At 40.2% G+C, this 21,412-nt stretch carries 23 protein-coding genes; 7 read left to right on the top strand and 16 right to left on the bottom strand.

The window, feature by feature from the left end; translation table 11 throughout:
• Window positions 1–68 precede the first annotated feature (68 nt).
• The 15 genes from tilS to ACTF5Q_RS06975 all read right to left on the bottom strand — a co-directional run bounded on the left by tilS (window position 69) and on the right by ACTF5Q_RS06975 (window position 14,258).
• Window positions 69–1,346 carry a tRNA lysidine(34) synthetase TilS gene (tilS, locus tag ACTF5Q_RS06905; RefSeq protein WP_438953900.1) on the bottom strand — a complete coding sequence of 426 codons (1,278 nt, stop codon included), beginning with the start codon at window positions 1,344–1,346 and terminating at the stop codon, window positions 69–71.
• 9 nt (window positions 1,347–1,355) lie between these two features.
• Entirely contained in the window at window positions 1,356–2,174 is an 819-nt protein-coding gene (locus ACTF5Q_RS06910) for a tetratricopeptide repeat protein (protein WP_438953901.1), read from the bottom strand.
• A 21-nt stretch (window positions 2,175–2,195) separates the two neighbouring features.
• Window positions 2,196–2,696, bottom strand: a complete 501-nt coding sequence (pal, locus tag ACTF5Q_RS06915) for a peptidoglycan-associated lipoprotein Pal (protein ID WP_438953902.1) — start codon at window positions 2,694–2,696, stop codon at window positions 2,196–2,198.
• A 69-nt stretch (window positions 2,697–2,765) separates the two neighbouring features.
• A complete protein-coding gene (gene tolB / locus ACTF5Q_RS06920; protein WP_438953903.1) occupies window positions 2,766–4,076 on the bottom strand; it encodes a Tol-Pal system beta propeller repeat protein TolB in 1,311 nt (436 codons plus the stop codon).
• Window positions 4,076–5,206 (bottom strand): hypothetical protein, encoded by a 1,131-nt coding sequence (locus tag ACTF5Q_RS06925; protein ID WP_438953904.1) that lies wholly within the window; start codon window positions 5,204–5,206, stop codon window positions 4,076–4,078. The genes tolB and ACTF5Q_RS06925 overlap by 1 nt, the downstream gene beginning before the upstream one ends.
• 6 nt (window positions 5,207–5,212) lie before the next feature.
• Window positions 5,213–5,680: a protein TolR gene (gene tolR, locus ACTF5Q_RS06930; protein ID WP_020044576.1), complete on the bottom strand. Its 468-nt coding sequence runs from the start codon at window positions 5,678–5,680 to the stop codon at window positions 5,213–5,215.
• 1 nt (window position 5,681) lies between these two features.
• Window positions 5,682–6,353 (bottom strand): protein TolQ, encoded by a 672-nt coding sequence (tolQ, locus tag ACTF5Q_RS06935; RefSeq protein ID WP_020044575.1) that lies wholly within the window; start codon window positions 6,351–6,353, stop codon window positions 5,682–5,684.
• A gap of 102 nt (window positions 6,354–6,455) precedes the next feature.
• A complete protein-coding gene (gene ybgC, locus ACTF5Q_RS06940; RefSeq protein WP_438953905.1) occupies window positions 6,456–6,848 on the bottom strand; it encodes a tol-pal system-associated acyl-CoA thioesterase in 393 nt (130 codons plus the stop codon).
• On the bottom strand, window positions 6,848–7,480 hold the full coding sequence (locus ACTF5Q_RS06945; protein WP_438953906.1) for a hypothetical protein: 633 nt from the start codon (window positions 7,478–7,480) through the stop codon (window positions 6,848–6,850). Before ACTF5Q_RS06945 ends, ybgC begins: the two co-directional genes overlap by 1 nt.
• A gap of 22 nt (window positions 7,481–7,502) precedes the next feature.
• A complete protein-coding gene (ruvB, locus tag ACTF5Q_RS06950; RefSeq protein ID WP_153696889.1) occupies window positions 7,503–8,531 on the bottom strand; it encodes a Holliday junction branch migration DNA helicase RuvB in 1,029 nt (342 codons plus the stop codon).
• A gap of 4 nt (window positions 8,532–8,535) precedes the next feature.
• The gene (gene ruvA, locus ACTF5Q_RS06955; protein WP_438953907.1) at window positions 8,536–9,246 is read right to left on the bottom strand and encodes a Holliday junction branch migration protein RuvA; all 711 of its coding nucleotides are present in this window, start codon (window positions 9,244–9,246) and stop codon (window positions 8,536–8,538) included.
• On the bottom strand, window positions 9,243–9,749 hold the full coding sequence (ruvC, locus tag ACTF5Q_RS06960; protein ID WP_153696887.1) for a crossover junction endodeoxyribonuclease RuvC: 507 nt from the start codon (window positions 9,747–9,749) through the stop codon (window positions 9,243–9,245). Before ruvC ends, ruvA begins: the two co-directional genes overlap by 4 nt.
• A gap of 129 nt (window positions 9,750–9,878) precedes the next feature.
• Complete coding sequence (locus ACTF5Q_RS06965) at window positions 9,879–10,748, bottom strand: 50S ribosomal protein L11 methyltransferase (RefSeq protein ID WP_438953908.1); 870 nt, start codon at window positions 10,746–10,748, stop codon at window positions 9,879–9,881.
• 49 nt (window positions 10,749–10,797) lie between these two features.
• The gene (locus tag ACTF5Q_RS06970) at window positions 10,798–12,012 is read right to left on the bottom strand and encodes an MFS transporter (protein WP_438953909.1); all 1,215 of its coding nucleotides are present in this window, start codon (window positions 12,010–12,012) and stop codon (window positions 10,798–10,800) included.
• Between the two features lie 44 nt (window positions 12,013–12,056).
• Window positions 12,057–14,258 carry a primosomal protein N' gene (locus ACTF5Q_RS06975; RefSeq protein ID WP_438953910.1) on the bottom strand — a complete coding sequence of 734 codons (2,202 nt, stop codon included), beginning with the start codon at window positions 14,256–14,258 and terminating at the stop codon, window positions 12,057–12,059.
• 83 nt (window positions 14,259–14,341) lie between these two features.
• Here ACTF5Q_RS06975 and fsa point away from each other — a divergent pair, with 83 nt between their 5' ends.
• The 7 genes from fsa (at window position 14,342) to ACTF5Q_RS07010 (ending at window position 19,979) form a co-directional block, all read left to right on the top strand.
• Window positions 14,342–14,995 (top strand): fructose-6-phosphate aldolase, encoded by a 654-nt coding sequence (gene fsa / locus ACTF5Q_RS06980; RefSeq protein WP_153902536.1) that lies wholly within the window; start codon window positions 14,342–14,344, stop codon window positions 14,993–14,995.
• Window positions 14,996–15,045: 50 nt separating this feature from the next.
• Window positions 15,046–15,738: a DUF484 family protein gene (locus tag ACTF5Q_RS06985; RefSeq protein WP_438953911.1), complete on the top strand. Its 693-nt coding sequence runs from the start codon at window positions 15,046–15,048 to the stop codon at window positions 15,736–15,738.
• Window positions 15,726–16,655, top strand: a complete 930-nt coding sequence (locus ACTF5Q_RS06990; RefSeq protein WP_438953912.1) for a tyrosine recombinase XerC — start codon at window positions 15,726–15,728, stop codon at window positions 16,653–16,655. The genes ACTF5Q_RS06985 and ACTF5Q_RS06990 overlap by 13 nt, the downstream gene beginning before the upstream one ends.
• Before the next feature lie 39 nt (window positions 16,656–16,694).
• Window positions 16,695–17,384 carry a CDP-alcohol phosphatidyltransferase family protein gene (locus ACTF5Q_RS06995; RefSeq protein ID WP_438953913.1) on the top strand — a complete coding sequence of 230 codons (690 nt, stop codon included), beginning with the start codon at window positions 16,695–16,697 and terminating at the stop codon, window positions 17,382–17,384.
• Between the two features lie 86 nt (window positions 17,385–17,470).
• Window positions 17,471–18,046: a GcrA family cell cycle regulator gene (locus tag ACTF5Q_RS07000; protein WP_438953914.1), complete on the top strand. Its 576-nt coding sequence runs from the start codon at window positions 17,471–17,473 to the stop codon at window positions 18,044–18,046.
• A 76-nt stretch (window positions 18,047–18,122) separates the two neighbouring features.
• Window positions 18,123–19,484: a 30S ribosomal protein S12 methylthiotransferase RimO gene (gene rimO / locus ACTF5Q_RS07005; RefSeq protein WP_438953915.1), complete on the top strand. Its 1,362-nt coding sequence runs from the start codon at window positions 18,123–18,125 to the stop codon at window positions 19,482–19,484.
• Between the two features lie 102 nt (window positions 19,485–19,586).
• Window positions 19,587–19,979 (top strand): thiol-disulfide oxidoreductase DCC family protein, encoded by a 393-nt coding sequence (locus ACTF5Q_RS07010; protein WP_438953916.1) that lies wholly within the window; start codon window positions 19,587–19,589, stop codon window positions 19,977–19,979.
• Here ACTF5Q_RS07010 and ACTF5Q_RS07015 read toward each other — a convergent pair.
• Complete coding sequence (locus tag ACTF5Q_RS07015; RefSeq protein ID WP_438953917.1) at window positions 19,969–21,381, bottom strand: FAD-binding oxidoreductase; 1,413 nt, start codon at window positions 21,379–21,381, stop codon at window positions 19,969–19,971. The two genes, ACTF5Q_RS07010 and ACTF5Q_RS07015, sit on opposite strands and share 11 nt — an antisense overlap.
• Window positions 21,382–21,412 lie beyond the last annotated feature (31 nt).

A 21,412-nucleotide genomic window follows, 5' to 3' on the forward strand; every position in this document is an offset into this window, starting at 1 on the left:
TCTCCTTTATGACTTCCACAATATCGTGGATGTTTCTCAATACATACATAAACATTAGTTCGCTATGTTCAATGGTCTAGTAAGAATTGATCAAATGGTTGTTTGCAAAAATTAAAAGAAAATTTTGATTGCGGGTCTAAAAACGGAAAATCTATCAAAGCGCTATCTTTAAACAGCGCAGGTAGCGCAATTATAGTTTTATATGGGATCTCTTTCCGAACATTTGCGTCCAAAAACTTAAATCCATTTTCACCCAAGCATTTGACAGTAAACTCCGTACAATTTGCCGACGTACTTAATTCCCATCGATTATCGAAGATTAAACCATTTGCCGCCTCTACTTCATTTACACATGAATTCAATTCTCTGGTTATTTTAATACTTTTGTCATGAAAGTAGCAAATGGTACCGGACCCTGAAAAGGTGGTCTTTTCGTTAATAGAATCAAGCAATGCATCTATTTGTGATAACCTTGGGCGATACTTCTGACTGGAGACCCATTGTTGTGCAGCAGCTAGCAAACGTCTTTTGATATCTAAAGGGAGGTTAGAAAATTCCTCAAAATCGAAGATAATATCCCCATACATGCAAGATCCAAATTTTTCATAACAATCGACTGCAAAATGGTTCAATGCTGTTTTAGCACTTTGCATCAACGAAGCCGTTTTATTTATCTTAGTCTTATCCAGACCTAATTCTGCAAAACTAGTGAGCAATTTTCTCACTCGGACCCTTTCAAAACCGTCATCACTATTTGTTGGATCTTCAAGCCACTTTACTTCATGAAAGTTTAAAACATCTCTCAAAGTTTGACGCTCAAATTTTAAGAGTGGCCTGAATATCATAATATCGTCGCCACCAAAGGACAAATAACTCCGCTCAGCCATGCTGGATAACCCATCCACTCCAGATCCTCTTCGCAGTCGCATTAGAAAAGTTTCAGCTTGGTCATCTAGGGTGTGCCCCGTTAGTAAAAGCGCGCTAGACGGAAGAGATTTTTGCATCAAAAAATATCGAGCTTCACGAGCGTTGGCGGATAAGTTACCTTTCAAATCCTCCCGCGCCCACAATAAGGTTTTATGTTTAAGGCCAAGATTTTTGCATAACTTACCCACATACGATGCCTCATCAGATGATCCATCTCTCAAATTATGGTCAACGGTAAGGACTATGATTTTTAAATTTCTTTTATTGGGCCAAGAATTTATAAGATACAATAGGCCAAGGCTATCACTGCCACCAGAAACTGCGATACCAAGAGCAGACGGATTATTAGAGAGACTGTCTAAAAAACTATCGATTTTACCGTTGAACTTATTAGAAATTGCATCGAAATCAAAGCCCACTGGTTAACCTTACTGGCACTGTAAATCATTCATTGCATTTAATGCTAAAACAGTCTCTTGAGCCTCTGGAAACCTAATCTGCACTTGAGACAGGATCTGACAACCCGCGTCTATCTGACCGAGATCTACTAGTGTCTGTCCTAATCTAAACATAACTTCGGGTGCGACACCTGATTCTGGAAAGTCAGTGTAGCTATTTAAAAACGCTCTAGCTGCAGACTTCAATTCACCCAATTCCTCAAAGGCAATTCCTCTTGAAAGTAATGCTTTCGCATTTAGTGGACTGTCCGGATAAGTATTCGAAAAACGCTGGAATAGATCAGTAGCTAATTCATATTCGCCATTTGCAAGAGCATCAGAAGCAGCGTCAAAATCTGCTTTTTCACCAACGGCCAATTCAGGCTCTGACGTAACTTTGTCAATCGAAGATTCAATAGCACCTTCCAATTCGACCAATGTACCCAAAGTAGTCGTTTCCGATATATTTGAAACATCACCACCTTCGAGTTCAACAAGTCGAAATTCTAAGTTCTCTATTCTGCTTGTTCCATCGCGAACCACTCTGTCGACCTGGTACTGCAATTCCTCGGTTTGAGCAATTAACCTTTGCAGTTCAATCTCAATAGCTTCAAGTCTAGCTAAACTCGAGCCACTGGTAATAACTTGAGGTGAGGCAGCGCCAGTTGTGGATAGCTCTCTCTTAAGTTTGAGCATCTCTATGTAAAGTATAGTCAAATCCTGACGCACATCTGCAAGCGTTTGCTCCTTATTCTGGGCAAAAGCAACTCCAGCGAAAAGTATGAAAAAAATTATATAAAGAAGCCGCATAAAGCTTTCCTAAATTATTTATCAGGACCCCAAGTTATTCAAGACCGTAACAGCTCTACGATTTACCGAATAACAGCTTTCATTACTACAGATCTCAATTGGGCGCTCTTTGCCATAGCTTACGGTTTGTATTCTACTTGCAGCGATGCCCAGCGAATTCAAATATTCTTTTACAGAGTTAGCTCGTCTGGCACCTAACGCGACATTATAGTCCCTCGTACCTTGTTCATCTGCATGACCCTCAACAATAATCTCATAATCACCATTGGTCATTAACCAGGTTGCTTGACTACTTAACAGGTCCATTGCTTCTGGACTTAAGTTAGATTGATCAATTGCAAAAAACACTCGATCACCTATTGCTTGTTGAAAATAAGCCGGAGATGTAGGATTTGAGATATCTCCCAAATCATTTCCAAAGAATGTATCATTAGAATTGCCGCCAAAGGGATTTCCTGAATTAGAGCATGCTGTTAACATCACCAGAGCAGTAAATAATATTGCATTTTTGAGCTTTTTCATACTTCACCTACCATGTTCGATATTACAAGTTTACATTGTAAATTAGTATCTGAAAAGTGCTATAAGTTTCTAACGCGCTAAAGGCGACCATGATGGATCTGATGCTCCCTCTGGAGTAATCAAAGGCTTCAAATTCCTGCCTGAGATATCTACACTATAAAGGGATGAAGTTCCATTTCTCCCTTGGGTCGATCGGCTAAATACTATTACACGTCCATTTGGAGACCAAGTTGGGCCTTCATCTAAAAATGACGCAGTTAATAATCTCTCTTCACTACCATCTAATCTCATCACACCAATGTGAAACCTACCCTTACTCTGCTTTGTAAAAGCTATCATATCACCTCTAGGTGACCAAACTGGTGTGCCATAGCGGCCAGATCCAAAGCTTATTCGTCGAGCCTCGCCTCCATTAGCGGACATTATGTATAATTGTTGGGAGCCAGATCTATCACTCTCAAAAACAATCTGTTTTCCATCAGGAGAAAAACTAGGTGCTGTTTCAATTGCTGGCGATCTTGTTAGGCGTTTTACTGTTCCATTTGACAGTTGCATTCGATAAATATCAACATTACCACCATTCTCTAACGAGTAGAGTACTGAGTTACCATTTGGAGAAAATCTAGGCGCAAAAGTCATAGTACCAGCTTGATTAATTAGTGGCCTACTCCGAACATTACCAACATTAAGTATTTGAACCTGGGGAAATCCGGAGGCATAGCTCGTGTACAAAACTTTGTCTCCTTTCGGAGAAAATCTTGGAGCCATTACTATTGAATTACTATCGGTAAGATATTTCACATTTGCGCCATCGTAATCCATCAAAGCCAACCTTTTTCTTCGTTGTGCCTTACCGCCGGTCTCAGAAACAAAAACAATCCGACTATCAAAATATCCCGTTTCTCCAGTGATACGGCTATATACCTCGTCGGCTACTTTGTGAGCTATCCGCCTCCAGCTATTAGCATTCCCTGAGAATTTGAGGCCAGAGCCTAATTCTTGCTGCGAGAACACATCATATACACGGAACATAACTGTGACTTTACCACCGTTGTTCACAGAGACTGAGCCAGTGATTAGCGCATCTGCATTTATGACTTGCCAATCACTAAACTGAACAGGTGAGGAGAAACCAGTGATTTTACCGACGTGTGCAGAAGTTGGAATTTCTCGAAACAAACCTGTGCCAGTAAGGTCATTACGAACTACGTTGGTCAAATTGCGCGCAACTTCAACAGCATTTGGGGTCTCCGCGATAAATACGGGTACGGCAAAGGGCATAGGCTCAATGACGCCTTGCGTTATCTCAATTCGCAGTGGGGCCGCGAATAACGCGCCGCAATTTAAAATTATGAATGCTGCAAAAACAAGCCGAAACATTATCTATTCCTCATCTGATCTGGATTGAATGTGAGGACAATCTGTTGCCATTGCGCATAATCAAAATCTTGCAAATTAAATCCATCCCATTTCTTTTGACACTTAAAAATTGTTTTCTTTGCATTTGTAAATGCACTGCGAACTGCTGATCCTGCTCCTCCTTCACTTGAAATAAGGTTTATTTCATTGCGTTCAATTTTACCATTTTTATCCAACGAAAATTGTACTGTAACCTTAACATAGGCATTTTGGTTTCCAACATCAACATTCCAACAAGGCTCAATTTGCTTAAGTAAAGCATTCCCAACTGACGCATTTATCGTTTCTATGCCTGGCGATTCACTGGAAACGACATCTGGGCTTTCTAAATTTTCCAGTTCATTTTCAATACCGCTTAATGCGGAACTGACAGCGTCAGCAAGATCTACACTATCAGTATCTTTTACTTCGTTATCCGGCTGGATTTGAGGTCTTCCCTTCGGTCGCAGTGAACTTTTTGGTGCACCAGATGGCTTTTTCTTCGGTTCAGTAATGATTTCAGTTGTCGCTCCGCGTGTAGATTGCATTTTTTCTTCTAATTCTAAATCTGGCTTTTCTTCGTCAGTGGGAACTTGACTTAAGCTTTCAATTACATCGTCATTGAATGCGTCCTCGTTTTCCGGCATAACTGGGACCGATGCGACCCTATCCGCTATCACTGGACTTGGGGTTTCACTGGCCTCTAGATTTGACTCCACTGATAGATCATCTTTATTTAAAACTGGCTGATCTGGCTCATTGGATAATTCAGGGGACACAGACTGCATCTGTTCAGGTATTTCAAGCTTATCTTGCTCCAACTTAGGGGTATTGGGAACTTTCGGAGAAACCGCTGGAACTTCTGAATCAATTTTTGAAATGGTTGGATTATTCGTTAGCTCGTCAGGTTCAATCTGATTTAGAATATCAATTTCATCACTTACCTGTGGGTTACTATCCTTTGCTAATTGATTTGCGAACTGTTCCTCAGAAATAATAGAAACTGAGGTGATTGAGATTTCTTCCGGTTTTGAGATAAAAACATCCCCCATAACAAGCCATAATAGAAAAGAAAGATGCGCTGCACCTGAAATATAGTGCCCAACATGCATCTCGTATTAATTCTCAACATTCATAATATCTGGAGATCCAACATCAGTAACCAGGCCAACATTTGAAAAACCAGCACCGTTTATTGCCCCCATAATTTTTGCTACAAACTCATAAGGTACGGACCCATCCGCCCTAAGGTAGATCAAATCACTTTCACGCTCACCTGATATTGCCGATAACTTAGGTATCAGTTGCTCATACGGAATAGCTGTTTCTTGTAGAACAATTTTCTTATCTGCCGAAATTGTAATTGAAAGAGGTACATCATTTTCACTGGGAAGGGCATTAGCCGCTGTTTTAGGTAATTCTATTGGAATTCCCACAGTCAGCATGGGTGCAGTTACCATAAATATTATCAGTAAAACCAACATTACATCGACGAAGGGAGTGACGTTAATTTCCGACATAGGACGAACTCTTTTTGTGCGTCTATTTCTTTTACTTGTCTGCAGCTGTACTGTTCCAGCACCCATTTCAACTATCCAATTGGCGGCTTAAAATTGTTGAAAATTCATCAGCAAAACTTTCATACCCAGCAACAATTCGGTCAGAATCCGCACTAAGTTTATTATAAAATATCACAGCTGGAATGGCAGCCAAAAGTCCAAGTCCTGTTGCTAGTAAGGCTTCAGCAATTCCTGGAGCAACTACTGCCAAATTAGTGTTCTGCTGCTCAGCAATCTCTATAAAAGCATTCATTATTCCCCATACGGTTCCAAATAAACCGATAAAGGGAGCTGTAGACCCAATTGTTGCCAGGATTGTTAATCCTGACTGCAGATCTTCAGCCTCACGCACTACGGCTACATCCATTGAACGATCTATTCGCGCTTGCGCGCCGGCTATCATGACTCCATCCGATCGGTGACTTCGTTCCCACTCCACCATACCGGCAGCAAAAACGCGTTCCGTATGTCCAGTTGGATCTGGCCCCAATTTTTCGAACAGCTCATCCAAAGGCTCTCCAGACCAGAAAGATTGGTCGAAGTTAGATGCTTCAGTCCGTGCTGTCCTAAATGATATTAATTTTTTGAATATAATTGACCATGACCAGAATGATGACCCAATTAACATAATCATAACAATTTTAACTGTGATAGTTGCACGCCCAAAAAGCGCCCAAAAAGTAAAAGCTTCATTTTCCATTTTATCTGCTCATTTAATTGCCATCTTTGGCTTGGCGTGAGCATAAACGTTTTACTAGATAAATCCAAATAATATCGTTTAGAAAACCGAGAAATAAATATTTTAAGTGAATTTATCAAAAATTACATTTGGTAATTTTACCAAAACGCCACTCCTATCGATGGAGACTATATCCAAAACGGCTTTAAATATGAGATAATTATCTCGATAAATATCCTGATTTAATTTAAGTCGGACCCGTGTTTTACTTATTAATTCTGTCGATATTGTAAGTAGATCGTCAAATTTTGCCGCTTTTATATAATCCGCTTCTACTTTCCGAACCGCAAAAACAATTCCAAAATCGTTGCGCAGAACATTTTGGTCGAAACCAATGTTACGCACCCACTCACTTCTCGCCCGTTCAATAAACTTTAAATAGTTTGCGTAATAAACAATCCCGGCTAAATCGGTATCTTCATAATATACGCGGCATTGGAAAGTATCTCTTTTCATCAATTAACCACCATTTTGGTTACTCTTGCAGACAATCGTAATGCCATAGATTTATCATTAGAGGCATCTGGCAAAGTAGGATCATAGGCAACCCTGATAAGTGTTGAGACATTAGGTTTCAACAAAGTATGATGATCATCGGAAACTAACAAGGGAGAGCCGCTTTTAAAAGCATCATCTGACCACAGTAAAACCGACTGTACTACCTGTGATAACATCAGTGTTTGCGCTGGCACTTGCATTATATTTTCATCGATTTTAATAAATACAAAACAAGCGCGAATAGCTCCTGCATTATCAAATCGAAAAATCCTATACTGATTTGCTTCCGCTTCTATAAGCTGTTCCACAAGTGTGGACATGTTTGGCACCAATTTGTCGAGATTTGGCACTTCAATAAGCTCGAGCCAATTACTAAAAAAGAAGAACATAAAATTCGAACCAAGCTCTGGGTCTGTCTCACTCATTTGTTGATTTGTAAGTGACATAACTGCTTCAATGGCACCTTTTAGTATAGCTAAAGAATTATCGTCTAAGCCAAATACCACGGGAGCGACCGGTCGTCCCCACCTAGCGAATAAAAAAGTGCCATCTTTTCTAGTAAAATAACTTTCAACTTCTTCAGGGGTCAATTCACTAATTCCTGAAATGTTACTAGTTAATGGAGTGAAATAGATCGTCAGATTGGCTTGGCGGCTTAAGTCCAAGATGCTTCCAACCACCGCTAGCCAATGCTCTTCCACGAGGAGTTCGTTGTATAAGGCCCTGTTGCAAAAGATATGGCTCAATAACCTCTTCCAGTGAATCTCTACTTTCTGACAGAGCAGCACTGATGGTTTCTATGCCAACCGGGCCCCCGGCATACTGTTCAGCAATAAGTTTCAAATATCTCCGGTCAGCGCCATCTAAACCTAGCGAGTCAACACCTAGTCTAGTTAAGGCGTGATCTGCAAGTTTCTTCGATATTGTACCATCCCCATCAACCAATGCAAAATCAGCTACTCTCCTTAACAACCGACCAGCAATTCGAGGCGTACCACGAGCGCGCTTAGCGATTTCCATTGCGCCCAATACATCTGCAGGGGCCCCTAATTTCTTCGCATTTCGAGATACAATCTCGAAAAGCTCTTCATTTGTATAAAACTGCAATCTAGTTGGAATTCCAAATCGATCTCTGAGAGGCGTTGTTAACAAACCAAGTCTCGTCGTGGCACCAATTAAAGTGAACGGTTGCAATTCAATTCTAACCGTTCTGGCAGCAGGCCCCTCGCCGATAACCAGATCTAACTCAAAATCTTCCAATGCAGGATACAATACCTCTTCCACTGCAGGGTTTAGTCGATGCACTTCGTCAATAAATAAAACGTCTCTGGCTTCCAGATTTGTCAATATTGCTGCTAAATCTCCCGCTTTTGCCAACACAGGACCCGATGTCATACGAAAATTGACACCCAACTCTCGGCTCATAATCTGTGCCAAGGTTGTTTTCCCAAGCCCTGGCGGACCATAAAAGAGAGTATGGTCCATTGCTTCACCACGCCTTTTGGCTGATTCAACAAAAACCTTCAAATTCGATCTTACTTCTGCCTGCCCAATGAACTCTGCTAAACTTTCAGGTCGTAGTGCTCGATCATTATCATCCGAGTTTTTTTCAGGACTTAAAATTGGTTCTTGTTCAATCATAAAATCAATTTTCGTTTGGTGAAAGAAGCTTAAGCGCTTTCTTAATTATGTCTGGCGTAGATAACGTTTCTTCTAGATCGCTTGCAAGAGATATAGCATTAGCAGCCTCGGAGGGACTATAGCCCAAGTTTTTTAAAGCTGATAAAGCTTCGGCTTGATTTTTTTGTCTTTCTTCTGAAGACGAAGTACTTCTTTCCAGTGTACCGGCCACCTCGCCCTCAGAATATATATCTGCATTGTCTTTACTATATTTAGAGATAGGCTCTTTCTTTTCTACAGCTGATTGACCAAAAACAGCAGCCATTGCCATTATTTGAGGTGCCTTTTCTTTAAGTTCATTTACAACTCTTTGCGCCGTCTTTGGTCCTATACCTTTTGCTTGCTTAACAGCAGCCCAATCACCAATGGAAATCGACCTATTTAATCCATCAGCACCCAAAGCCCCCATGATTGCTAATGCAGCTTTAGCACCAACGCCTTGCACCGTCATTAAGAGCCTGTGCCACTCTTTTTCTACAATACTAGTAAAACCAAAAAGCTGAAGTATATCTTCGCGCACTAAAAGATCTGTATATAAAAATGTATATTCGCCAACTGCTGGTAAAGATCGTAGTGTTCTCTCTGAACAGTATACTACATAGCCTACCCCTTGAACATCAATGAGTAGGTGATCCTCCGAAAAATACTCAATTTTACCGTACAGCCGCCCTATCATGAGACTGCCTTTTCAATTGCGACCATATATCTATTTTGAGAGTAACCATAATGAGCATGACACAAGGCAATCGCCAAAGCGTCCGTTGCGTCCACACCATTCAGAGCAACGCCAGGTAGTTGTAATTTCACCATATGCGCAACCTGATTTTTATCTGCATGTCCTACACCTACAACGGCTTTTTTTACTTTATTTGGAGCGTACTCAGAAACTGCCAAACCAGCTTTTGCTGGTACTAGCAAAGCTATTGCTCGCGCTTGGCCAAGCTTTAATGTCGCAGCTCCATCCTTATTGACAAACGTTGTTTCTACTGCAGCAACATCGGGTTTAAAATTCTCAAAAATATTTTCCAGCTGGATGAATAAGGAATGCAGTCTTTCTGATAAATCTATGCCTTTTGATCTGCAAATACCATTTGCAACATGAGTAATGCGGCTTTGCTTTACATCTATTAACCCCCAGCCCATATTTCTAAGGCCGGGGTCAATACCTATAACCCTCATTATCCTGCACCTCAATTTTTGCAAATATTAGCACGAAACGTGAACAAATGCCAAATAGAATTATTTTATTCTCAAATACGCTTACATTTAAAACCAAAACATTTAATATTTATAAAGGACATAATAGAGTCAAATCTTGCGGAAAATTATTGTCACCCATTCCCCAATCTCTATCTGATTGGATAGAGAGAAGCCTACGCCAGTATATTTATTGACAACCAATTCCGCTTGCTCACTTAAAATACCAGATAACACAACGTATCCTCCAGACAAAGAATACTTTGATATATCAGTTGCTATCGCAAGAAGAGGGGCAAGTAATATATTTGCAAAAATCAAATCAAACGGATTTTTGGTTTTTATTTGCTCATGGGCAAATCCACTTGCTTCAAAACATTGAATGTTTCGATCTAATCCATTTGCAAGAATGTTCATTTTAGCGACGCTATGGGCTACCGAATCAATATCACTAGCGATAACATTGGCGGAGAAAATACGCGCAGCAGCCATTGCCAAAACTGCAGTACCACAACCGACATCAATAACATTTTTTGCCTTAAACCCACCTGTGATGAGTTGCTCCAGAGCAAGCAGGCAACCTTTAGTTGTCCCATGATGTCCGGTCCCAAAAGCCATTGATGCCTCTATAAGCAATGGTTCACAATCAGGCGGGACTTTATCACTATCGTGTGATCCATAAACGAAAAACCTTCCAGCAACTACTGGCTTTAGTGAACGCTGAACTTTTGAAACCCAATCAATCTGAGGCAATTCTGATATTTTAAATTCTTCAGCTTGAAAAACAGCAGCAAGCAAAGCCAAACTTATATCATCTGGCTTTTCCGAGAAATATGCTCCAACCTCCCAAAGCCCCGAACCATCTTCCAATTCGAAAACTCCAACTCCAATTGGTTCGGGTGTAAGCCGTTCTAAAGCATCGCCGAGATCAGAAGCGTTTATTTTCCCGGGAAGTGTCGTTAAAGCAGTAAAAGTAGTCATTAATAAATATACGCCAATCTAATACAAATTGATAAAATTAAATAAGATATCATGAAACACAAAATATAGTTTCTTTACCTATTCTAGGCTCTCCAGGGATTAAAAGAGCTAATACAAAAGAAAAAACTGCTAAAATACCAGCTGCGCAAAAAACTAAAAAAGGAGACGCAAGCCACAAGAAGCCAAGAACAACGGGCAAGAAAATAGCAGCTATGTGATTTATTGTAAAAGCAACAGCGGCAGTTGCTGCTATATCTCTCGGGTCCGCAATTTTTTGAAAATAGGTTTTAATCGCTAAAGCCAGAGCAAAGAAAAGATGATCCAAAAGATAAAGGATGGCAGCAATTAAAACACCCCAACCGAAGAGGTATATCCCACCGTAAGCAAAAAAGACTAATGCAAGACCAAGGTATTCGACCGCAAGAGCATTACGCTCTCCATATCGAGCAACTGCGCGCCCAATTAATGGTGCTAGACAAATATTAAGAATTAAATTTATTAGGTAAAGTGTTGTCAATTGCTGCACGTCCATGCCAAACTTTTCCACCATCATAAATCCGGCAAAAACTACAAATATCTGCCTTCTTGCCCCCGACATGAATTGTAGCAGATAATAAAGCCAATAACGCTTACGTAGGACCATTTTCTTCGTCTGAGAAATTGATGCCTTAAAGTTGGGGAAAAGGATATAGCCCAGCACAGCCAATAAAAAACAGGCAAGTCCAGCTAACATATATGCAGAATTAAAAGATATATTTAGCTTATCCCAACCAAAAATTATACATATGTAAGCGATCAAGGTCGCTGCCGACCCGATTGCCATGAGTTTACCAAGCTTACCTGGAGCCTCTTCTTTTGAAAACCATTGAAGTTGCAACGACTGATTAACTGTTTCAAAAAAATGAAATCCGATGGAACTCAGAAGAGTTATCGTCAATATGCCACTTAAATGAGGGAACCATGCAGTAGCGGCGGTAGCAATGCCGAGCAGCCCTAGCATTAGAAGCGCTAATGTCTGCTCTCTAAAAAAAAGTAAGATGCTGATTACACCCACGGCAAAAAAACCAGGTATTTCTCGGACAGTATGCAAAATGCCGATGTCTAAACCATCAAAACGAATTATTTCGACGACAAAGTTGTTCAAAAGGGCAGACCAAACGGCAAATGCTAAGGGCATAGCAATTGCCATTAATATTAATAAGGCTTCAGGACGTCTCCATTTTGGCAACTTAGATAAATGTCTAATATGATAGTTTTCCTTCATAGCCCGCGTATAATCAGGATTTGTATTTAAGACCAGTTGGTAAATCACAAAAAACTTTGAGGATCCACATCAATTACTAAACGGATATCTTTTCTTAAATTTAAACCCGAAAGCCATAACTTGATTACGCTTTGCATGGATACGGCTTTACTCGCCTTAAGTAACATCCGAATTCTATATCGACCTCTCACTCTTGTAATAGGCGCAGGTGCTGGCCCATAAAGGGTAATTCCGGCAGAAGATAGAATAGTAGCCTTTTTTGACAATTTATATCCAATCTCAAAGGCATCTTCAGAATTCTGAGCAGAGATTAGGATCCCAACCAATCGACCGAAAGGAGGCATTTCTGCCAGTTCCCTACCTTTTGCTTCTGCAATCCAGAATTGTTCATCTTGCCCGTTAGTAATAGCTTCTATAACTGGATGCTGAGGTTGGTATGTCTGTAAATATGCCGTTCCTCTTTTATCATTTCTTCCCGCTCTACCAGAGACCTGTCGTAAAAGTTGAAAAGTACGCTCAGCAGCGCGGAGATCTGACCCCTGCAAACCTAGATCGGGATCAACAACACCAACAACCGTAAGATTAGGAAAATTATGTCCTTTGGCAATCAATTGGGTGCCGATGATTATATCCGTATTACCGCGCGAAATACTTTCCAATTCATCTTTTAATGACCTCGCTGAACTATACAAGTCTGATGATAATACTGTGATTGATGCCTCTGGAAATGATTTGGTTGCTTCCTCTGCCAGTCTTTCGACGCCGGGTCCAATCGGAGCAAAGTTGTCGATTGCCTGGCAACTTGGACAAGTTCTGGGCATAGGCTTAGTTTCACCACATTGATGGCACATTAACCGTTTCTGGAATCGATGCTCGATCATTGCAGTATCACAAAAATCACAACCAATTCTCTGACCACATGAGCGGCACAAAGTGACTGGAGCATAGCCTCTACGGTTCAAAAATAATAATGCTTGTTCATTATTATCAATCGCTTCTTCGATTTTATATTTTAGGATTGGTGAAATCCACTGATCCGATCGTAACTTTTCGTTCCGCATATCAATTACTTGAATATCTGGCAAAACTGACGAACCATATCTTTTTGTCAAATTGAAGCGCTTATACTTACCTAATTTGGCATTATTCCATGTCTCCAAGCTTGGGGTCGCTGATGCCAATATTACTTTTGCACCTGCTAAAGATGCTCTAAGCACGGCCATATCTCGCGCATGATATAATACACCATCTTGCTGTTTGTAAGATGAATCATGCTCTTCATCGACAACGATAAGCCCCAGTTCCTCAAAGGGTAAAAAAAGTGCTGACCGAGCTCCAATTACGATTTGAGCCTGACCTCGACCAACCATTTTCCAAACCCTGCGGCGCTCAGATTGAGAAATACCAGAATGCCATTCCGCCGGTGAGACTCCAAAACGGGCTTTAATTCGTTTTGTGAAATCTCCAGTTAATGCTATCTCTGGCAGCAGAACTAAAGCCTGTTTTCCATTATCAATTACCTTTGAAATTGCCTCTAAATACACAGCAGTTTTCCCAGAACCAGTCACACCACAAAGTAAGATTGAGGAATGGCCTTGTTGATCCAAAAGGTTATTTATATCAAAAACTACCTGTGCTTGATCTTCGCTTAGCTCATTTAATGAATATGCAGTATTTACCTTTGCGTATGGTAAGTCCTTGGGCTCCATTTTAGTAAATAAGTACCCAGATGAAATCATCCCGCTAATTACAGAGGGCGAAACTTTTGCTAATTTAGCTAATTCTGAGATGGGCACGCCGATACCATTCAAATTATCTAAGGCCCCTAAAACACGGCTTCTTGCAGGGGTCATTTTAAATTGATTTGGCACTTTCCCCTTATAAATTAATTTTTTGTAAACCTCTTGGGCCGCAAGATCTCGTACGCGTGTAGCTAATCTCAATACAGCATATAACGGTGAAACTGTATAATCTGCTACTTTCCAAATAAAATCTTGAAATTCTGGCTGTAAAGGCTGAAAATCTAAAACCCTATCAATCGTTTTAATTTTCTCAAGCTCAATTTTTTCAGTACTTGAGCCCCATACCAAACCCACGACTATACGCTGACCAAAAGGAACAAGAACGATAGCACCTTTAAAGCAACCCTCACGCGGAGCCCTGTATGTGAATAAACGATCGATAGGCTGTGTCGTCAACACTTCTACCAACGATCCATCAACAAAAAATTCTTGATCTTGTCTCAAAGTTTTCCTTAAGGGCTTTTCCAAAGCTTAAAACTGAAGTAAATGATCTTCAACGCTTCGCCAAGCGCAAGGGAGATAAAACAATGAAATTTTTTGTTGATACGGCAGAAATTGATCAAATTAAAGAGCTCAACGACCTAGGAATGGTGGACGGTGTAACAACGAACCCATCACTTATTAAGAAATCAGGAAGAGATATCATTGAAGTTACAAAGGAAATTTGTTCGATTGTAGACGGCCCTGTGAGTGCTGAAGTTACTTCGACTGAAGCTGATACTATGATTGCGGAAGGTCGCAAACTTGTAACAATTGCAAAAAATATAGCTGTGAAAGTCCCATTAACCTGGGATGGGTTGAGAGCATGCAAAACCCTAAGTTCTGAAGGGCACATGGTAAACGTGACGCTTTGTTTTTCGGCAAATCAAGCCTTACTAGCAGCAAAGGCGGGCGCCACATTTATTTCACCATTTATCGGAAGGTTGGATGACATCAATCTCGACGGCATGCAGTTGATTGAGGATATTCGTGAAATTTATGACAACTACGATTTTGAAACTCAAATTTTGGCTGCCTCGATCCGTACCGTTAACCACGCATTAGAAAGTGCTCGTATAGGCGCCGATGTGATGACCGCACCACCAGCTGTCATAAAATCCATGATAAACCATCCACTTACCGACAAAGGTTTAGCCGCTTTCTTAGAAGACATAAAATTTACAAAACAAAAAATCCTGTAAATTATTTAAATACCATGCCATTGTATTGATAAAATTATACGGGCAAAAATATGGAAGAAACTACTCGCGCAGAACTGCTCGCTGATCCATCAATTATTCTTGATGACAAGGAATTGATGGAGAGCCTTCTAACGGCAACAGACATCAAATTAGGTAATAACGTTGTTGATTTACGTCACGTAGCTATGAGCCGATTAACTCATAAGTTGGGAGAGCTTGAAGGGACACATAAATCGGTCGTTGCTGCAGCATATCAAAATCTTTTAGGAACAAAACAGATCCATCAAGCAGTTATTGAGCTTATGAGCAAGAACAACCTAGATCAGTTTGTTCTCAGTTTAAAATCTGACTTATTAAAAATTTTAAATGTTGATTGCATATTTATCTTGGTTGAGAGCCCAGTTGGTTTGGATAGCGACTTACTACCAACCCACGACAATCCTCACGTACAATCCGTAATTCCAGGCTTTGTAAACACTTATATAAATCAGGGAAATGAAACTAAGGCATCAAAAATAAAACTACGACAAGCAACTAGTGCCACGGATCAGTTATTTGAAAATGTATCCGTTAAGATTGCATCAGAAGCATGTATTGAGTTAAATCTTAATGATAACGAAACCATAGGAATGATTGCATTTGGATCAATTGATGCAAATTTCTTTGAACCAGGACAAGGTACCGATTTATTGAAATTTTTTGCCTGTGCCTGTGAGAAAATGTTGGAGCGATGGATAACTTAAAAATTATCGCACCTGCCATAATCGAAAGCATTGAAAACTGGCTTGAAATAAAAGCTGCGACAAGCACTCTCGCTAGTAATACTAGGGTAGCATATCATAACGATGTGACAGATTTTTTTATTTTTTTATCTGAACACCACAATGAGACCACTCAGCTTTCAACTGTTGAAAAGCTAAAAATTTCAGACATAAGAGCATGGCAGGCAAAGTTAAGAAATATGAATTCAGGCGCCAGATCAAATGCCAGAAAGTTATCAAGTTTAAAGTCATATATACGGTGGCTTGCCAAGCATCGAGGGTTTGATGCTACCCATATATTGTCAATAAAGTCTCCAAAATTTTCTAATAAATTACCACGTCCCCTTGCACCAATGCAGGCAAAAGCTGTTTTATCAGAATGCGAAAGTACATCAACTGAGCCTTGGGTGATTGCGCGAGATAGCGCCGTTTTAATATTGCTTTACGGTTGCGGCTTACGCATATCAGAGGCACTAGACATACGGACAAAAGATATACCGCTAGGCAACTCAATGAGAGTCGCTGGAAAAGGCGGCAAAGTGCGGGTGGTTCCGGTGTTAAAAATTGCACAAAATGCTGTTCGTGATTATGTCGAATTATGTCCATTTCAACTATCGGCAAATGATGAAATTTTTCGGGGCGTAAGAGGTAAGCCGCTATCGCCCAAAATAATTCAAAACAAAATGAAGTTAGTTCGAAATCTTCTTGGCCTTCCGGCATCTGCCACACCGCATGCTCTGCGACATAGCTTTGCCACGCATCTATTATCAAACGGCGGTGACTTAAGGACCATTCAAGAACTACTTGGACATGCAAGTCTCTCGACTACACAAATTTATACAGCGGTAGATAGTGTGAGGCTAATGGAAGTTTATTCTAAAACTCATCCTCAGGCTTAGCAGTTGCGCTCAGACTTAATATAATCGTATAGAATGAAAATGGATCCAAGAATTGCCGCTTTATCTGTCCACTTATTTACTGCTTCAGGAGCAGTATTTGCAATGCTTTCAATGCTTGCGGCAGCAAATCATCAATGGAGTTTAATGTTCTTATGGCTCGTAGTTGCATTTGCAGTAGATGGTATAGATGGTCCACTAGCAAGAAGATTTGATGTCAAAAATTATGCCCCAAGGTTCGATGGAGTGCTGCTTGACCTAATTATAGATTATTTAACTTATGTGTTTATACCAGCATTTGCACTGTTTCAATCTGGCCTATTACCGGGTTGGACCGGATGGGTTACAATAATTATAATAACATTTGCATCAGCGATGTACTTTTGTGATGGAAATATGAAGACTAAAGACAATAGCTTCCACGGATTTCCCGGGTGTTGGAACATGGTAGCTCTTGTGATGTTCGCGATTCAACCAAACTTTTGGATCATTCTGTCGCTGGTTACTACATTAGCTATAGCTATGTTTCTTCCATTGAAGTTTATCCACCCGGTTCGGACTGAGCGCTGGCGTCATGCTTCCTTACCTATAACACTTCTATGGATTTCATTTGCTGGGTGGTCTGCTTGGGTTGATTTTTCATCAGACCCAATAATTTTGTGGGGACTAACAATCACATCACTATATTTAATTAGTGCTGGTCTGTTTCAACAGCTCCTATCAAAAAGATAATTCAATATTAAACCTTGGTGCTATATGCCCTTGTAAGTCTGTTACTAAAGTTTATGATTATGGGATCAAACTTATGGGAAATTTAAATGTCTTGGACTGATGAAAGAGTAGAAATTCTTAAAAAATTATGGGGCGAAGGCCAGTCGGCTAGTCAAATAGCTAAAGAACTCGGTGGCGTGACTAGGAACGCAGTAATTGGGAAAGTGCATCGTTTGGGATTATCAAATCGAGCCACAAGTTCATCATCAAAATCTGATGCTAAATCAAAAGCTTCCGTTAAGTCTCTCTCTGAAACAAAAAGAAATTCAAATAAGGCTAGCACATCAAAAGTAACCACTGCAAATTCTCCGTCAGAACCAAGATCAAATGTAACAAGTTTAAGACGGCAGATTATACCTGCAGGCCAACCTCTTCCTCCTCAACCATCAGCAAATGAAATTAGCCCAGAAGCTTTGGCTCGCGTGAATGAGATTGAAAAGAAGGCGAAAAAAATCTCTCTTCTTGAATTGACCGAACGAACATGTAAGTGGCCGGTTGGAGACCCGGCTACTGAAGATTTTTGGTTTTGTGGTCTACCATCTCAGGCGGGCAAACCATACTGTGAGGCTCATGTCGGCGTTGCATTTCAACCGATGAGCCAGAGGCGTGATCGTCGTAGATAGCTTTGGATAGAAGTTTGAGTTTGGATCCAGAAAAAAGGCTATTGTTAAAAGATTACTTGCTTAAACAATGGTGAAAATGAACATAATGCGCCGTCCAGATCTAGCAAACCCAAGAATTCCCAACGATTTACAAAAAAATCAGCCTACTGTTGGTATGGTCTCATTGGGTTGTCCAAAAGCCTTGGTAGATAGTGAACGCATACTAACAAAACTTCGTGCGGAAGGTTATCAAATATCTAGCGATTATGCTGGTTCTGATGCAGTAATAGTAAACACCTGTGGTTTTCTAGATAGCGCAAAAGCCGAAAGCTTAGATGCAATCGGAGAGGCATTGGCAGAAAATGGCAAAGTAATTGTTACCGGCTGTTTAGGGGCCCAGCCAGATTACATTACCAAAAAGCATCCCAAAGTATTAGCCGTAACCGGACCACAACAGTATGAAAATGTACTACATGCAGTTCATCAAATTGTGGCACCGAAACCCAACCCTTTTGTTGATCTCCTTCCACCTGCAGGTATTAAATTAACTCCAAGACACTATAGCTATCTTAAAATTTCAGAAGGTTGTAATCACAAATGTAAGTTTTGCATCATTCCGACAATGCGTGGTCGTTTATCAAGCAGACCAGCCAACCACGTAATCAAGGAGGCTGAAAAACTAGTAGACAATGGCGTAAAAGAATTATTAGTTATCTCTCAAGACACATCAGCCTACGGTCTAGATTTAAAACATTCTACTGTTAATGGTCACAGAGCACATATTTTCGACTTAGCCAGAGATTTAGGATCTTTGGGAGCATGGATAAGACTGCACTATGTCTATCCATATCCTCACGTAAAAGATTTAATTCCATTAATGGCAGAAGGGAAAATTCTACCATATCTCGACATACCATTTCAGCATGCTCACCCTGAAACATTGAAAAGAATGGCCCGCCCCGCAGCTGCATCACGTACTTTACACGAAATCGAAAATTGGCGAAAAATTTGCCCAGACATCACTTTAAGGTCAACATTCATAGTAGGTTACCCAGGCGAAACAGAAGAAGAGTTTAGCTTTCTGCTTAATTGGTTAGAAGAAGCCCAACTAGATCGCGTTGGTTGCTTTCAATATGAAAATGTGGAAGGTGCAAAATCAAACCGATTATCAAATCAAGTACCGAATGACATAAAGCAGGATAGGTGGGAACGTTTCATGTCAAAGGCTAATGAGATATCGTGTAGTAAATTAGAGCGCAAAGTAGGTACAAAGGTCGAGGTAATAGTTGACCAAATAGATGAAGACGCTGCAATATGCAGAACCAAAGCAGATGCACCAGAAATTGACGGTAATTTATTTATTGATAAAAATTTTTCTCATTTAAACCCAGGCGATTTACTTACAGTAAAAGTAGATGAGGCAGGTGATTATGACTTATGGGGTGCAGAAGTTGGGTAAAGGTTTTGCAAATTTAATAATCATTATATGAGTAATCTATATCTTGAATGGAAAATTGTCGCGCTTCATTGTCTAAAGTAGGATAACTACTATCTGTAGATCATGAGTGATCACAATATACCTTACACAACAGTTTTTTTTAATGGCGACTGTAAGATTTGCAATAAAGAAATTTGTGTCTATCAAACTTACGGCGCCGGTAGGGGTCTGCCTATCGATTTTAAGGATATCAATGCTATTGATCTGGCTGCATTTGGGTTAACAAGAAATGAAACCGCTCGTCAACTTCATGTGATCAAGAATTATGAATTATTCAAAGGCGTTAAAGCTTTCGTTGTCTTATGGAACGAAATGCCAAGATATCGCTTTCTCGCAAAAATTTTTAGTTTACCCGGGGTCACGAACGTAGCACAATTTTTTTATTACCATATAATCGCTCGTTATCTTTATGCACGTGACATAAAAAGATTAAAAAAACAGCGCTCTATTTTATAATTACCCCAGGGTTCATAATACCATTCGGGTCAAATATATTTTTTAGTTTTTTCATTAGATCTAATTTTACAGGGCTACTATACTTGATTAAATCGTTTACCTTAAATCGGCCTATACCGTGTTCTGCACTTATAGATCCTTCAAGCTCCACGGTTAAATCATGAACTACACTTTCAATAATTTCTCGCTGCGATGAATATTGATCTTTTGTTTTTCCAGCTTCAGGAAATACATTGAAGTGTAAATTACCGTCACCCAAATGTCCAAAGCAGTTTATACGAAATTTTCCAACCGACGATAACTGAAAGTGAGCCCTATCTATAAATGTTGGAATTGCTGAAAGCGGTAATGAAATATCATGACTGGCGATAGCACCAACTTTTCGGTTGGCTTCAGGTATTGTTTCTCTAAGACCCCACAACGCATCACTTTCCTTCTGAGATTTTGCAAGTACGCCATCATAGGCTAACTTCATACCGCAGATTTTCTCATACAGTTCTATCATAGAGTTTTCTGCGTTTCTATTCGATCCAAAACCTAAATGAATAAGTATTGCCCAATCAGGTATTTTAATAAATGGAAAACTTACATCAGGCATTTTTTCTTGAATGAAAGAAAAACCCTGCCCTGATAACAATTCAAATGCACTTATTCCTTCAGCAAAAAAATCTTGAGCAATATTAAGAACAGCTAGCGCATCCTTTGGGCAATCTACGAATAGTAGAGCAGTACTTTCCGATTTCGGCAATGGAGCCAATTTAAGTGAAGCAGCAGTCACAAAACCTAAAGTACCTTCGGAGCCAATCAATAAGCTTTTTAGATCATAGCCAGAGTTATCTTTCCTAAGGCGGCGAAGATCAGACCAGATTTCCCCACTGGGAAAAGTTGCTTCTATCCCTAAACATAAATCTCTGGCATTACCGTATCTTATCACACCAATGCCGCCTGCATTAGTAGCTAAATTACCTCCAATTCTCGCAGTACCTTTTGATGCTAAAGATAATGGAAATAAACGGTCAGCGGCCCTCGCCTCCTTTTGAATATCTTCCAATTTGCAACCTGCTTGACACACAATAGCATGTTCTTTTGGGAATATATCGATAATCGATGTTAATCGTTCAGCGGACAAAATAAGGGGTGCCAATAAGTTTTCACCGACTTGGCCACCAACGAGCCCTGTACCACCACCGTAAGGTATCACGGGCACACGAGCATCTGAGCAAATCTTCAGAACTTTTGATGCCTCAGTGACATTTCGTGGTGCCACAACTGAACCAATATTGCCAATCCATCTACCTCGTGGTTCTTCAGCATAGGCCTGCAAAGCTGGGCGAAAAACCTCATACCCGCAGGCATTTTCTATTTTGGCTAAAAGCTCTTTATCAACAGGATTGAAAGTCAAAATAAATATACCGAACTAAATTAGCAACATC

This window comes from Candidatus Salinivivens marinus (assembly GCF_965655845.1).
Classification (GTDB): domain Bacteria; phylum Pseudomonadota; class Alphaproteobacteria; order Rhodobacterales; family Rhodobacteraceae; genus Salinivivens; species Salinivivens marinus.